The following is a 10,799-nucleotide window of genomic DNA, read 5'->3' as shown; positions in this document are numbered from 1 at the left end:
CACCTGTTCCCATGCCGAACACAGAAGTTAAGCTCTTTAGCGCCAATGGTAGTTGGGGGCTGTCCCCCTGCGAGAGTAGGACGTTGCTAGGCACACTAAGGTACTACTAATTTTATTGGTAGTATCTTTTTTTATACGACAAAACTGTTTCTTTTATCTCCATTAGTTTTTGAAGAATTTAAACGAAATTGACATGACATAACTATGCTTACGACAGAGTTTGATGAAGGCTTAGTTTCTTGCCCTATCTAATAATTAGTTGATTTGTCTGTAAAAGGGGATCATTTGCTGACGCTAAAAATGATATGGTTACTCCTTGATAACTTTAGTGTGATTTTTTTCGTACCTCTTTTCGGAAAGTATGTATTGGTAAAGATTAAATCATTAGCCGAAAAACTACCTAAGCTAAAAATGCTGGGTAGTTCTCTTCGTTCTTTTTACTTTCAACCAAAAGATAATAAACCATATTAGTTACCAGATATGAAATTGAAATTATTAACTCTCCGAAAAATATTTTTATATAATAAAAGTATTGTTAAAATTAGATATATTTGATAGAATAAATCTTGTAAATGAAACGGTTCGGTAGTTCAGCTGGTTAGAATGCCTGCCTGTCACGCAGGAGGTCGCGGGTTCGAGTCCCGTCCGAACCGCCATTTTTTATTTAATGTAAATTCAAACACAGCTAAAGAGGCTGTGTTATTTTTTTATGTCTAGATGTTTCAACTCGTTCACTTTGAACATTTGTAAAGCTTTAGGTAAACTATAGATAATGTGAAATTGAGAGGACGAAGACAATGACAATGGAAATAATGGTTGGTTCTTTAGAGGAAACAAACCAATTAGCGTTGAAATTGGCTAATTTACTTGAGGCACAAGATACAATCACTCTGGAAGGAGATCTTGGCGCAGGTAAGACAACGTTTACGCAAGGCTTAGCAAAAGGTCTTGGTATTACTCGTACAGTCAATAGCCCAACGTTCACGATTTTAAAGCAATATGAAGGGCGATTACCCTTTAATCACTTAGATGTCTATCGTTTAGCAGATAGCGATGAAGATCTTGGTTGGGATGAAATTTTCTATGGTGATGCAATTTCGGTTGTTGAATGGGCACACTTAATAGAACAAGATCTTCCTGCTGCACGTTTAGCAATTGAAATACAACGAGTTGATGAAAATACAAGAAGATTCTTATTGAAACCAATCGGACAGCGCTATGAACGATTGTGTGAGGAGTTAATGAAATGATCTGGTTAGGGATAGATACAGCAAATTCTCCTTTAGCTGTTGCCATAGTAAAAGATGGACAAATCATTACAGCTGAAGTAACGAATATCAAAGTGAATCATTCAGCTGGTGTGATGCCAGCGATTGAGCATATTTTCAAAAAAGTGAATATGTCTCCAAAAGATATTGATGCGATTGCAGTAAGCCAAGGACCTGGTTCATATACAGGTGTACGTATAGGAGTGACGATTGCAAAAACATTATCTTGGACATTACAAGTACCGTTAGTTGGTATTTCGAGCTTACAAGTACTTGCTGCGAATGCAGAGATGTACGAAGGCGTTATTTGTTCATTGATCGATGCTAGACGTCAAAATGTTTATGCTGCGGCGTATGATGCAACCAATGGACTTGCTCCTGTGGTAGAAGATGGTCACTACAGTATGTTAGGGTTATTAGCACAATTAAAAGAACTAAGACAACCAGTATTGTTTGTGGGGCATGATGTGGATAATTTCTGGGCACTAATCCAACAAGAATTAGGTGAACAAGCATTAAGAGCATCATATACACTAGATCTGCCAAATGCAGCACAGCTTATTCATCTAGCGGAACAACAAGAGTTACCAGCTATAGAGGCTACTCATACTTTCGTTCCAAAATATTGCCGCTTAGCAGAAGCTGAAGCAAACTGGATAAAAGATCAAAAGGAAAAACAATAGGTGAGCCGATGATTAAGTATCGACAAATGACTATTGCAGATGTTGAGGCAGTACATAGTATCGAGGAAGACGTATTTGCTACACCTTGGACACTTGATGCCTTTTATCATGAAATGACAACCAATACCCAAGCCACCTATGTCGTTGCTGTGGACGAAACAGATGCAATAATCGGCTTTTGTGGAATGTGGATTGTGTTAGATGAAAGTCAAATTACGAATGTAGCCGTACTTCCTACAGGTAGAGGAAAAGGTACTGGTGAAGGACTAATGCGTGAAGCAATTCGCATTGCAAAGAAACGCAATGTTGTCGTAATGAGCTTAGAAGTACGTGTAACAAATACTGTTGCACAAAACTTGTATCGAAAACTTGGATTCCAAGAAGGCGGAATTCGTAAAGGCTACTATACTGATAATCAAGAGGACGCTCTTGTCATGTGGGTGAATTTATAATGGAAAAAGATTTATATATATTAGGCATTGAAAGTAGTTGCGATGAAACGGCTGCTTCTATTGTAAAAAATGGACACGAGATTGTTTCCAATGTGGTTGCATCTCAAATAGAAAGTCATAAACGATTTGGGGGAGTTGTACCTGAAATCGCTTCTCGTCATCATGTAGAGCAAGTAACAATCGTTATTGAAGAAGCGTTACAACAAGCTAATTTGAAACCAGAAGATTTAGATGCAGTTTGTGTTACAGAAGGTCCGGGTCTTGTTGGAGCATTATTAATAGGAATTAATGCTGCAAAGGCATTTGCATTCTCTAATAATTTACCATTAGTCGGTGTACACCATATTGCAGGTCATATTTATGCAAATGCACTATTTCAACCAATGGAATTTCCATTGTTAGCACTAGTTGTATCAGGTGGACATACAGAGCTTGTTTTAATGAAGGCTGATGGATCATTTGAATTAATTGGTGAAACGCGCGATGATGCGGCTGGTGAAGCTTATGATAAAGTTGCACGGGTGTTGAATATTTCTTACCCAGGTGGTCCACAAATTGATCGTTTAGCACATGAAAGTGATGATGCAGTTGACTTTCCACGTGTTTGGTTAGAGCATGATTCATATGATTTTAGCTTTAGTGGATTAAAATCAGCGGTTATTAATTACAAACATAATGCTGACCAACGAGGCGAAGCGATTAATCCAATGCATGTTGCAAAAGGATTCCAAGATAGTGTGGTAGAAGTTTTAACTACAAAAACTTTGCGTGCAGCACGTGAATTTAACGTTAAACAAGTAATCGCGGCTGGTGGAGTTTCAGCAAATAAAGGTTTACGTTCTTCATTAGAGGATACCTTCAGAAAAGAAGGCATACCTTTCTATGTGCCACCTTTAAAATTATGTACAGACAATGCAGCAATGATTGCAGCTGCGGGTACATCTATGTTCAAAGCGGGGAAACGCAGTGATTTAACATTAAATGGACGTCCAGGAATGGAACTTGTTTCTTGGAACGACTGAATAATCCACAAAAAAGACTTTCATTTATGGATGAAAGTCTTTTTTTATTAGCAAAATAATAAGAAAATTCGAAAATAATCCACAATTTGTGGATAAGGTGTGGATAACATGTGTGTTTTCTATATATAGTGGTGACTTTTGCACAATTTCTTGTTCGTAACTTCACTTCAATCTGTGGATAATGTGGAAAAGTATATTTGTTCATTGAAATAAAAGGATATTAACTGTGTATAAATCTGTGGAAAGAAATAGGGTAAAAATTTATTATTGACCAATATATAGACAAGAACCCCCTTTAAACGACAAAGGGAATGTCGAAAAATAATCTTTCGACATTTCCTTTATTGCGAGTAATCGCAGGAGCCAATAGCCTTTTATAGTATTTTGCGTAATAAGCAGGGCTTTCTAAAAAGTATTTTCTATACTTTTTAGAAAGCCCCAAGGTTCAAAAGTTATTCTAATTCCTCTAGCTGTTCGTTTAATTCGATCCATTCGAATTCAATTTCTTCACGTTGTTCTTTAATACGATCTAGTTCGGTTTGAAGTACTATCACTTTTTCATGGTCTTGGAAGATTGCAGGATCACAAAGCTTTTCTTCAATTTCTTTTATCTGGTTATCAAAAACGCTTAATGATTCCTCAATTTCTTCAATGCGACGGCGTATTTTTCGTTCTTTTTTCTTCGCTTCTTTATCAATTTGCGTATTCTTTTGTTTTTTTAGTATTGTTTCTTGGGCTTGAGGTAATGCTGCTAATTTTTCGGCTGCAATTTCTTCAAGTTCTTTTTTCTTTTCAATATAGTAGTCGTAATCCCCAAGATATTCTGTAGTACCATCATTGGAAAGTTCGATCACCTTTGTAGCTATACGGTTAATGAAGTAACGGTCATGTGATACGAAAAGTAATGTACCTGGATAGTCTATAAGAGCATTTTCTAATACCTCTTTACTATCTAAATCTAAATGGTTTGTTGGTTCATCGAGAATAAGCAAATTTGATTTTTGGAGCATTAATTTTGCTAAGGATAAACGAGCTTTTTCACCACCAGATAAGTCGTACACAATTTTATCCACATCTTCACCAGAGAAGAGAAAGCGGCCAAGTACAGTCCGAATATCTTTTTCGCTCATTAATGGCCATTCATCCCAAAGTTCTTTCAAGACGGTTTTATTGCTTGCTAACTTTGCTAGTTCTTGATCATAGTAGCCAATTTGTACATTCGTTCCATAATTGATTTCACCAACAAGTGCTTGCTTATCCTTGACAATTGTTTTTAATAATGTAGATTTACCGACACCATTTGGTCCGACAAGCGCAATGCGATCTTGACGATAAACACGCATTTGAATATTCTTTGATATTTCTGTTCCTTCATAGCCAATCGTTAATTCATTGATAGAGAGAACGTCATTTCCACTTTGGCGATCAATACCGAAAGTGAAGGTAGCTGATTTCTCATCTCTATCTGGTGCATCCATCCACTCAGTTCTTTCAAGGGTTTTACGACGGCTTTGTGCCATTTTCGTAGTAGATGCACGAGCAATATTCTTTTGGACAAAGGCTTCAAGCTTTGCCTTTTCTCCTTGTTGTTTTTCGAATATTTTACGGTCTCTTTCATAGTTCTTTGCTTTCTCATCTAAATAATTGCTATAGTTGCCTGTGAATTTTGAGACATGATGACGAGAAACTTCGTATACAATAGAAACAACTTGGTCCAAGAAATAGCGGTCATGTGATACGATTAGTATTGCACCATCATAATTCTTTAAGAAGTTTTCTAGCCAACTTAATGTTTCGATATCTAGGTGGTTAGTAGGTTCATCGAGAATGAGTAATTCAGGTTTGCTTAATAGCAACTTAGCAAGTGCTAAACGAGTTCTTTGACCACCGGATAGTGAAGAGATTTTCTGGTCATAACTTTCTGGATAGAATTGCATTCCGTGTAACACTGAGCGCGTATCAGCTTCAAATTGATAGCCTCCATGCTCTTTAAAATCGTGTTGTAGCTGATCATATTCAGCCATAATTTTCGCATAAGCTTCTGTATTTTCATATATTGCAGGATCAGCCATTTTCTGTTCTAATTTTCGAAGCTGCTGTTCTTGCTTTTTCAACGGTTCGAAAATAGTCATCATTTCTTCCCAAATTGAAAGCGAAGATTCTAGTCCAGCATGTTGGTCTAGATAACCTAAGCGAATATCTTTTGGCATGATGATATCACCAGAATCATACGATAGCTTTCCTGCAATTATTTTTAATAATGTAGATTTACCGGCACCATTACGACCTACAAGTGCTACGCGATCTCGGTGCTGTACTTCAAGTTTAACGCCACTTAAAATTTCATCGGCAATATAAGATTTATATAATTGATTGACCTGTAAAACGATCATATTAGACACCTCAGTTCAATCCTAGTTTATAGGAAGATACTCATGTGTGCAACGGGATAGCTTTACATATGGTCAATCGTCATGTAAGATTGAAACGATTTCGGATTGATTGCAGGAGGAAACATTGTGAAAGCTACTAATAATAATATTCCACAAGCTACAACAAAAAGGCTTCCTCTCTACTATCGCTTCATCCTAAGTTTTGCAGAAGCTGGACAAGGAAGAATATCTTCGAAGGAACTAAGTGAAGCAATGAAGATTGATTCAGCGACCATTCGCCGCGATTTTTCACATTTTGGAGCCCTTGGTAAAAAGGGGTACGGTTATGATGTACAATATTTACTTGATTTTTTTAGACATGTACTAGATCAAGATGAACGAATGAATGTAGCGATAATCGGAGTAGGGAACCTTGGCAGTGCTTTACTAGATTACAATTTCCAAAAAAGCCATAATATGAAAATTGTTGTGGCGTTTGATACAAGTGGTACCCCAGAAGGTACATATATAAATGATATTCCAGTTTTCCCACCAGATCTATTAGAGGAGAAATTTGTAGAATATGATGCAGAACTACCGATATTAACGGTACCTGCACGTTCAGCACAATTTATGACAGATCGTCTAGTTAAAATGGGTGTGAAAGGTATATTAAACTTTTCGCCTGTACGATTAAATGTTCCAGATAACATTCGAGTGCATACAATTGACCTTACAATTGAATTACAAACACTAAGTTACTTTATGCGTAACGATTAGTCGTGACTTAAAATATTCACAAATGGTGTTATGAATAGAAATAGCCAAAAATATTGTTATGGGGTAAAATAAGAGCATATTTATGAGGAGGTGCGTAAAATGGGAATTAGTGCTGGAACTGCAGTTATCCTTGGAGTTGTTGCTATACTAATTTTCGGACCGAAGAAATTACCGGAGCTTGGCAAAGCAATGGGTTCTACTCTCCGTGAATTTAAAAATGCTACAAAAGGTTTAGCGGATGATGATGAAACTCCTAAAAAAGTATCTGAATCTACAAAATCTGAAGATAAATAAGTTAGGATGTTAGTTGAATGAATAATACTGAACTAACTATTGTCGAACATATAGAAGAATTAAGGAAACGGCTAATAATCGTTGCCGTTTTCTTTGTGATTGCTGTGATCGGCGGCTTCTTTTTAGCAGGACCATTAATCCATTTCTTACAAGATAGCAGCGGAGCAAAAGAATTACAGCTCCATTCTTTTAAGATAACGGACCCGGTAAACATATACTTTCAAGTGATTTTTGTATTGGCAATTGTTATGACATCACCTGTCATATTATATCAATTTTGGGCTTTTATTAGTCCTGGTTTATCTGCTAAGGAACGCAGAGCAACATTAAGATATATTCCATACATTGTACTTTTATTCGTTGGTGGAGTCATGTTCTCATACGAAGTATTGTTTCCATACATGATTAAGTTCATGGCCGACATGTCTGCTCAGTTAGATGTAGAGCAAACTATTGGGATTAATGAATATTTCCAATTTTTAATACAAATCACACTGCCTTTCGGAATTGTTTTTGAATTACCTATAGTAGTGTTATTCTTAACACGTTTAGGAATTATAACACCACAAATGTTATCGAAAGTTCGTAAATATGCATACTTTATCTTATTAGTTATTTCAGATATTATTACACCAACAGATGTTATGTCATTATTTATAGTATCTATTCCACTTTGTTTTTTATACGAGATTAGTATTATCATATCTCGGGTTGGTTATCGAAAATATCTGAAAGCTGAGCAACAACGACAAATAGAACTTGCAGCAAGTTCTATAGAAGAAAATCCTTCTACCAAATAATAAAGGTAGAAGGATTTTCTTTGCTTTTCGGAGAATAAGTTATTATCCATCTCCAGCATATATCTTTTTAAAAACATGAATTTATTGATATTGTTCTAAAAATTTTTTAATAGGTTCTTGGTATAACTGGATGACCGTTACGAAACCATTTAGCATCATATGAGCAATAATAGATGTAATAATTCGTTTCGTTTTGTGATAGAGGAATGCGAATATGAAGCCTGAGATTGCATATATTATGATGTGCGGCAAGTCTAGGTGAATAAGCGCAAATACAATCGAACTAACTAAAGCTGCAACAAAGAAATTAGTAGTTTGTACGAGTGAACCAAATATAACACGTCGGAATACAAACTCTTCAAGAATTGGCCCAATGAATACAATTGCTAGTATAGCAATTGGGGCAACATCAGCTATTGATACAAGATTAGCAGTGTTCTGAGAACCTTGATGAATCCCTAAGGTACTTTCAATCATTGAACCAATAGATTGACCTATAAACACCATAAAGAAACCAATGATCCCCCATAAAATGGCTAATGGTAGGGGAGCTTTGCTACCTTTATAGATCTTCCAAAAGTTTTGATCACGAGAAACTAATATAAGGAAGATAATAAGAGTAATACCCATACTAATAAAAATGTACCAACCTTGAGTTGTTAAAATAAGCTCGTTTTTACTCATTTCCGGGAAACGCCCCTTAATAAAGTGGAATAAAGGACGTAAAAAAAGGAAAGAGGATAATTGCATCGCAATGTAAATCAATAAAATATATAATGCTGTTTTTTTAGATTTCAATTTCAGAATCCTCTCTAATTACATGGTTTCCTCCATTGTAAAATATAAGCGAATAAAAACAAAATTTTTTATGCTTCTCGCTTGCAAAAAGAAATAGAATTCATTAATATAATAATTGTGTTAGCACTCGATACAGAGGAGTGCTAATAATATAATATATATTCATTCAAATTCTAGGAGGTTGTTTCAATTGTTAAAACCATTAGGCGATCGTATCGTTATCGAAGTTGTCGAAGTTGAAGAAAAATCTGCATTCGGCATCGTACTACCAGACTCTGCAAAAGAGAAACCTCAAGAAGGTAAAGTTGTTGCAGTTGGTACTGGATTCTTAACTGATGGTGGTAATGTAGTTCCACTTAATGTAAAAGAAGGGGACAGCATCATCTTCTCTAAATATTCAGGGACAGAAGTAAAATACGAAGGTAAAGAATTCTTAATTTTACGTGAATCAGACGTTCTAGCAATCGTTGAATAATAATAACTTAAAAAGTTTATAAAAAAAGATAGATAAAATATTAGGAGGTATTTCAAAATGGCAAAAGATATTCGTTTTAGTGAAGACGCTCGTAGCGCTATGTTAAAAGGTGTAGACAAATTAGCTAATGCAGTAAAAGTAACATTAGGACCTAAAGGACGTAACGTAGTTCTTGAAAAAAAATTCGGTTCACCACTAATTACTAATGATGGTGTTACAATTGCAAAAGAAATCGAGCTAGAAGATCCATACGAAAACATGGGTGCAAAACTTGTATCAGAAGTTGCATCTAAAACAAACGAAATCGCTGGTGACGGTACTACTACTGCAACTGTATTAGCTCAAGCTATGATTCGTGAAGGCTTGAAAAACGTTACAGCTGGTGCTAACCCAGTCGGCATTCGTAAAGGTATCGATAAAGCAGTTGCAACTGCAATCACTGAATTGCAATCAATTTCTAAACCAGTAGAAAACAAAGAAGCAATTGCTCAAGTAGCAGCAATCTCTGCAGCTGATGATGAAGTAGGCGAACTAATTGCAGAAGCTATGGAACGCGTTGGTAACGATGGTGTTATTACAATCGAAGAGTCTAAAGGTTTCACTACTGAATTAGATGTAGTTGAAGGTATGCAATTCGATCGTGGTTACCTATCACACTACATGGTATCTGATACAGATAAAATGGAAGCTGTTTTAGACAACCCATATATCTTAATCACAGATAAAAAAATCTCTAACATCCAAGAAATCTTACCAGTACTTGAACAAGTTGTTCAACAAGGTAAACCACTATTAATTATTGCTGAAGACGTAGAAGGCGAAGCATTAGCTACTTTGGTAGTAAACAAACTTCGTGGTACTTTCAATGCAGTAGCTGTTAAAGCTCCTGGATTTGGTGATCGTCGTAAAGCGATGTTAGAAGATATCGCAATCTTAACTGGTGGTCAAGTAATTACTGAAGATATTGGTTTAGACTTAAAACAAGCTACAATCGACATGTTAGGTCATGCTGGTAAAGTAGTTGTTACAAAAGACCACACTACAGTAGTTGAAGGTTCTGGTAACGCAGATGTCATCGAAGCTCGTGTTGCACAAATTCGTGTTCAATATGAAGATTCAACATCTGAATTCGATAAAGAAAAATTACAAGAACGCCTTGCTAAACTTGCAGGTGGTGTAGCAGTTATCAAAGTTGGTGCTGCAACTGAAACAGAACTAAAAGAACGTAAACTACGTATTGAAGATGCTCTTAACTCAACTCGTGCAGCAGTAGAAGAAGGTATTGTTGCAGGTGGTGGTGTTGCTTTAGTAAGCATCTACAACAAAGTTGCTGAAGTTGAAGCAGCAGAAGCTGGTGACGTAGCAACTGGTGTTAAAATCGTATTACGTGCTCTTGAAGAACCAGTTCGCCAAATTGCAAATAACGCAGGTCTTGAAGGTTCAATCATCGTTGATCGTTTAAAACGTGAAGAAGTTGGTACAGGCTTCAACGCTGCAAATGGCGAATGGGTAAACATGATTGACGCTGGTATCGTCGACCCAACAAAAGTAACTCGTTCAGCTCTTCAAAACGCAGCATCTGTAGCAGCTCTATTCTTAACTACAGAAGCGGTAGTAGCTGAAATTCCAGAACCAGCTGTAGCTCCAGCAATGCCTGATATGGGCGGCATGGGCGGCATGGGCGGTATGATGTAGAGCCAACAAGATGTTGGTCACCCGGACGTTGCGACACGATGTCGCGCTTTTAGTCCGAATACTACTGTGTCTGAACCCTTGATATATTAGGGTTTGTATGTAAGATGAAAGTGTAATGCTAACATAAAAGGATTATAATCGAAGCTTCTCATTAGTTGTG

11 protein-coding genes, 1 tRNA gene and 1 rRNA gene are annotated in these 10,799 nt (G+C 36.5%); 11 read left to right on the top strand and 2 right to left on the bottom strand.

Annotation, left to right across the window (positions count from 1 at the left end; translation table 11 throughout):
* The 6 genes from rrf to tsaD all read left to right on the top strand — a co-directional run.
* Window positions 1–92, top strand: a 5S ribosomal RNA gene (gene rrf / locus ACIQ4I_RS20095); the annotation flags it as partial.
* A 487-nt stretch (window positions 93–579) separates the two neighbouring features.
* A tRNA-Asp gene (locus tag ACIQ4I_RS20090) sits at window positions 580–656 on the top strand.
* Between the two features lie 141 nt (window positions 657–797).
* On the top strand, window positions 798–1,250 hold the full coding sequence (gene tsaE / locus ACIQ4I_RS20085) for a tRNA (adenosine(37)-N6)-threonylcarbamoyltransferase complex ATPase subunit type 1 TsaE (protein WP_403099432.1): 453 nt from the start codon (window positions 798–800) through the stop codon (window positions 1,248–1,250).
* Window positions 1,247–1,951, top strand: coding sequence for a tRNA (adenosine(37)-N6)-threonylcarbamoyltransferase complex dimerization subunit type 1 TsaB (tsaB, locus tag ACIQ4I_RS20080; protein WP_403099429.1), 705 nt, complete (start codon window positions 1,247–1,249; stop codon window positions 1,949–1,951). Before tsaE ends, tsaB begins: the two co-directional genes overlap by 4 nt.
* A gap of 8 nt (window positions 1,952–1,959) precedes the next feature.
* On the top strand, window positions 1,960–2,403 hold the full coding sequence (gene rimI, locus ACIQ4I_RS20075; protein WP_403099427.1) for a ribosomal protein S18-alanine N-acetyltransferase: 444 nt from the start codon (window positions 1,960–1,962) through the stop codon (window positions 2,401–2,403).
* Window positions 2,403–3,425, top strand: a complete 1,023-nt coding sequence (tsaD, locus tag ACIQ4I_RS20070; RefSeq protein WP_403099424.1) for a tRNA (adenosine(37)-N6)-threonylcarbamoyltransferase complex transferase subunit TsaD — start codon at window positions 2,403–2,405, stop codon at window positions 3,423–3,425. Before rimI ends, tsaD begins: the two co-directional genes overlap by 1 nt.
* Window positions 3,426–3,877: 452 nt before the next feature.
* Here tsaD and ACIQ4I_RS20065 read toward each other — a convergent pair whose 3' ends face one another.
* Window positions 3,878–5,818, bottom strand: a complete 1,941-nt coding sequence (locus tag ACIQ4I_RS20065) for an ABC-F family ATP-binding cassette domain-containing protein (RefSeq protein WP_403099421.1) — start codon at window positions 5,816–5,818, stop codon at window positions 3,878–3,880.
* 126 nt (window positions 5,819–5,944) lie between these two features.
* Between ACIQ4I_RS20065 and ACIQ4I_RS20060 the strand changes: the two genes are divergently transcribed.
* From ACIQ4I_RS20060 to tatC, 3 genes are all read left to right on the top strand, one after another.
* A complete protein-coding gene (locus ACIQ4I_RS20060; protein ID WP_403099418.1) occupies window positions 5,945–6,577 on the top strand; it encodes a redox-sensing transcriptional repressor Rex in 633 nt (210 codons plus the stop codon).
* Window positions 6,578–6,676: 99 nt separating this feature from the next.
* The gene (locus ACIQ4I_RS20055; RefSeq protein ID WP_403099415.1) at window positions 6,677–6,871 is read left to right on the top strand and encodes a twin-arginine translocase TatA/TatE family subunit; all 195 of its coding nucleotides are present in this window, start codon (window positions 6,677–6,679) and stop codon (window positions 6,869–6,871) included.
* Window positions 6,872–6,888: 17 nt separating this feature from the next.
* Window positions 6,889–7,671: a twin-arginine translocase subunit TatC gene (tatC, locus tag ACIQ4I_RS20050; protein WP_403099412.1), complete on the top strand. Its 783-nt coding sequence runs from the start codon at window positions 6,889–6,891 to the stop codon at window positions 7,669–7,671.
* An 81-nt stretch (window positions 7,672–7,752) separates the two neighbouring features.
* Here the strand turns inward: tatC and ACIQ4I_RS20045 are convergent, their stop codons facing one another.
* Window positions 7,753–8,355, bottom strand: a complete 603-nt coding sequence (locus ACIQ4I_RS20045) for a CPBP family intramembrane glutamic endopeptidase (protein WP_403099410.1) — start codon at window positions 8,353–8,355, stop codon at window positions 7,753–7,755.
* Between the two features lie 304 nt (window positions 8,356–8,659).
* Here ACIQ4I_RS20045 and groES point away from each other — a divergent pair, with 304 nt between their 5' ends.
* A complete protein-coding gene (gene groES, locus ACIQ4I_RS20040) occupies window positions 8,660–8,944 on the top strand; it encodes a co-chaperone GroES (protein WP_403099407.1) in 285 nt (94 codons plus the stop codon).
* A 57-nt stretch (window positions 8,945–9,001) separates the two neighbouring features.
* Window positions 9,002–10,639, top strand: a complete 1,638-nt coding sequence (groL, locus tag ACIQ4I_RS20035; RefSeq protein WP_403099404.1) for a chaperonin GroEL — start codon at window positions 9,002–9,004, stop codon at window positions 10,637–10,639.
* The last annotated feature ends 160 nt before the right edge of the window (window positions 10,640–10,799 follow it).

It is taken from the genome of Rummeliibacillus sp. NPDC094406, from assembly GCF_044763875.1.
GTDB lineage: Bacteria > Bacillota > Bacilli > Bacillales_A > Planococcaceae > Rummeliibacillus.
This window is presented reverse-complemented; position numbering and strand designations above follow the sequence as displayed.

Bases quoted from the DNA above. Each gene is read 5' to 3' on its own strand.
- ACIQ4I_RS20055 (WP_403099415.1), top strand. From the start codon at position 6,677: ATGGGAATTAGTGCTGGAACTGCAGTTATCCTTGGAGTTGTTGCTATA.
- ACIQ4I_RS20045 (WP_403099410.1), bottom strand. From the start codon at position 8,355: ATGAGTAAAAACGAGCTTATTTTAACAACTCAAGGTTGGTACATTTTT.
- tatC (WP_403099412.1), top strand. From the start codon at position 6,889: ATGAATAATACTGAACTAACTATTGTCGAACATATAGAAGAATTAAGG.
- tsaD (WP_403099424.1), top strand. From the start codon at position 2,403: ATGGAAAAAGATTTATATATATTAGGCATTGAAAGTAGTTGCGATGAA.
- tsaE (WP_403099432.1), top strand. From the start codon at position 798: ATGACAATGGAAATAATGGTTGGTTCTTTAGAGGAAACAAACCAATTA.
- tsaB (WP_403099429.1), top strand. From the start codon at position 1,247: ATGATCTGGTTAGGGATAGATACAGCAAATTCTCCTTTAGCTGTTGCC.
- groL (WP_403099404.1), top strand. From the start codon at position 9,002: ATGGCAAAAGATATTCGTTTTAGTGAAGACGCTCGTAGCGCTATGTTA.
- rimI (WP_403099427.1), top strand. From the start codon at position 1,960: ATGATTAAGTATCGACAAATGACTATTGCAGATGTTGAGGCAGTACAT.
- ACIQ4I_RS20065 (WP_403099421.1), bottom strand. From the start codon at position 5,818: ATGATCGTTTTACAGGTCAATCAATTATATAAATCTTATATTGCCGAT.